Genomic DNA, 2,461 nt, shown 5'->3' with positions numbered 1-2,461 from the left:
ATGAAGCGACTCAACACAAGACCTCGAAAAACACGAGGTGGGAAACAACCAGTTGAGTTATTTTTAGGAAAGGCTGTTGATTTATTAACGGCTTAGGAGAAATTGCACTTAATGTGCGAATTCAAGAATAATCATCAAAAATCCACTTTTTACCAACTTGGTAATTTTTTTAAACTCGGTCTTAGCCTTGCTAGGGCAGAGTTTAAAAAAAACCAATTTGACAAAAATTGAATTCTGCTAATCATCCATATTTATGCAGAGGTCTTTTTTGGTTTGCTTAAACTTCATCATAGATTAGGCAAAGCAAGATACCTTGGATTAGAGAGAAATAAAGCCAGTGCAACTAGTTGCCATGAGTCATCATCTGAAAACTGGAATGAACATTTTTAAACAGAGGCGAAGTTTACAAGGTTGTTGCACCCAATGAGTGAGAAAGGGTTAAGAATAGAGAAATAAAGCGATAAAAAACCAGATGTTTTTTGGTTTTTATAGGAAAATATGGAAAATTTTAAAAAAAATTGTAAAAGTTGAAATTAAGATGAGAAATTATAAATTATGCAAAGGCCTCACATAGTATTTGTATTGCTAATTATTATATAAAGCGTAAAATTCGCTTAGTATTTATTTGAGGTGCGCTATGAATTCAACTGATTTTTCTTCGCTTGGTTTAAACCCTGACTTATTAAAAAATCTGAGTAGTTTGGGCTATAAGTCAATGACACCTATTCAGGCACTAAGTTTGCCAATTCTTTTATCGGGTAAAGATGTTATTGGGCAGGGTAAAACGGGTTCGGGCAAAACAGCTGCTTTTGGGTTGGGTTTGTTACAAAAACTTGATGTCAAGTCCTTTAAAACACAATCGATGGTTTTATGCCCCACGCGTGAGCTGGCTGATCAAGTGGCAAATGAAATTCGTAAACTCGCTAGAACCGTTCATAATATTAAAGTACTAACGCTTTGTGGTGGTACGCCTTTTGGCCCGCAAATTGGTTCATTAGAGCACGGCACACATATTGTGGTTGGCACACCAGGGCGTGTTGAAGAGCATCTGCGTAAAGGTACTTTAAAACTTAAACACATTGCTGTGCTGGTGTTAGACGAGGCAGACCGTATGTTAGATATGGGTTTTCAAGACAGCATCGATAAAATTATTGAGAAGATGCCTGAAAATCGCCAGACTTTATTATTTAGTGCGACTTATCCGGTAGAAATCGCTGATATTGCCAATCGTATTATGCAAAATCCTGAGATACTTGAGGCGCCTTCTATTCAGGAAGAATCTACTATTAAGCAATATTTCTATTTAGCCAATACAGATGACGAACACATGAATGTATTGCGTTTGTTGTTGGCTAAACATAAGCCCGAATCTGCGCTGGTATTTTGTAATACTAAAAGTGATACGCAAGACGTGGCTGATGAATTGGCTTATTATGGATTTTATGCACTTGCCATTCATGGAGATTTGGATCAGCGGGAGCGGGATCAGGCGTTGATTCGCTTTTCCAATGGTAGTGTTTCGGTTCTGGTAGCAACTGATGTTGCTGCACGAGGCTTGGATATTGAAGATTTAGACATGGTAATTAATTTTAATATTGCACACGACCCAGAAGTGCATATTCATCGTATTGGTCGCACAGGCAGAGCGGGACGAAGTGGCATTGCTTGCACGCTTTATAGCGATAGAGAAAATCATAAATTAGAGATGATGGATATTGATTTGGCCAGTTTGGACACACCATTGCCAAGCGATGCGTATTTACACAAGCCTGTTAAAAAGCCTTTAATGGTCACGCTAAAGATTGATGGCGGTAAAAAACAAAAACTCCGCCCTGGCGATATTGTCGGCGCTTTGACGGGTAAAGGTGGTATTTCAGGGGATAAAATCGGTAAGATTACTGTGGTGAGTAACTGGTCTTTCGTAGCAATAAGTGCCGAGTTGGTTAAACCAGCACTTAAAAAAATTCAAAACGACAAACTCAAGGGCAGAACTTTTAGGGTTAGAATTTTGTCTTAAAATTTATACAATAATTTCTATTAGAGACCTTTGCATACATATGAATGATTAGCAGAATTCAATTTTTACCAAGTTGGTAAAAAGTGGATTTTTGATGATTATTCATATGTATGCAAAGACCTTTATTAGTTTATTTTCTTTCCAATACGCTTGGCGTCATCAGAATACCAAATATAAGTTGCCTTTCCAAGAATATTTTCTTTTGGAAGAGACCCCCAAAATCTACTATCAGAACTCCTAGAACGATTGTCACCCATGACAAAATATTGACCGTTTGGAACAGTTAAATTCATTGATTTAGATGGATTTTTATGTACCTTGAATTCGCACATTAAGTGCAATTTCTCCTAAGCCGTTAATAAATCAACAGCCTTTCCTAAAAATAACTCAACTGGTTGTTTCCCACCTCGTGTTTTTCGAGGTCTTGTGTTGAGTCGCTTCATG

2 protein-coding genes are annotated in these 2,461 nt (G+C 37.4%); one reads left to right on the top strand and one right to left on the bottom strand.

Annotation, left to right across the window (positions count from 1 at the left end):
• Window positions 1–637: 637 nt before the first annotated feature.
• A complete protein-coding gene (dbpA, locus tag CRYPD_RS07545; RefSeq protein ID WP_138146964.1) occupies window positions 638–2,017 on the top strand; it encodes an ATP-dependent RNA helicase DbpA in 1,380 nt (459 codons plus the stop codon).
• Window positions 2,018–2,142: 125 nt separating this feature from the next.
• On the opposite strand, the gene lepB is transcribed toward dbpA, so the two are convergent.
• Window positions 2,143–2,349, bottom strand: a complete 207-nt coding sequence (gene lepB / locus CRYPD_RS07540; protein ID WP_138146963.1) for a signal peptidase I — start codon at window positions 2,347–2,349, stop codon at window positions 2,143–2,145.
• Window positions 2,350–2,461: the final 112 nt, after the last annotated feature.

The sequence above is a fragment of the Bathymodiolus heckerae thiotrophic gill symbiont genome, from assembly GCF_900180345.1.
Classification (GTDB): Bacteria; Pseudomonadota; Gammaproteobacteria; order PS1; family Pseudothioglobaceae; genus Thiodubiliella.
This window is presented reverse-complemented; position numbering and strand designations above follow the sequence as displayed.

Bases quoted from the DNA above. Each gene is read 5' to 3' on its own strand.
- dbpA (WP_138146964.1), top strand. From the start codon at position 638: ATGAATTCAACTGATTTTTCTTCGCTTGGTTTAAACCCTGACTTATTA.
- lepB (WP_138146963.1), bottom strand. From the start codon at position 2,349: ATGTGCGAATTCAAGGTACATAAAAATCCATCTAAATCAATGAATTTA.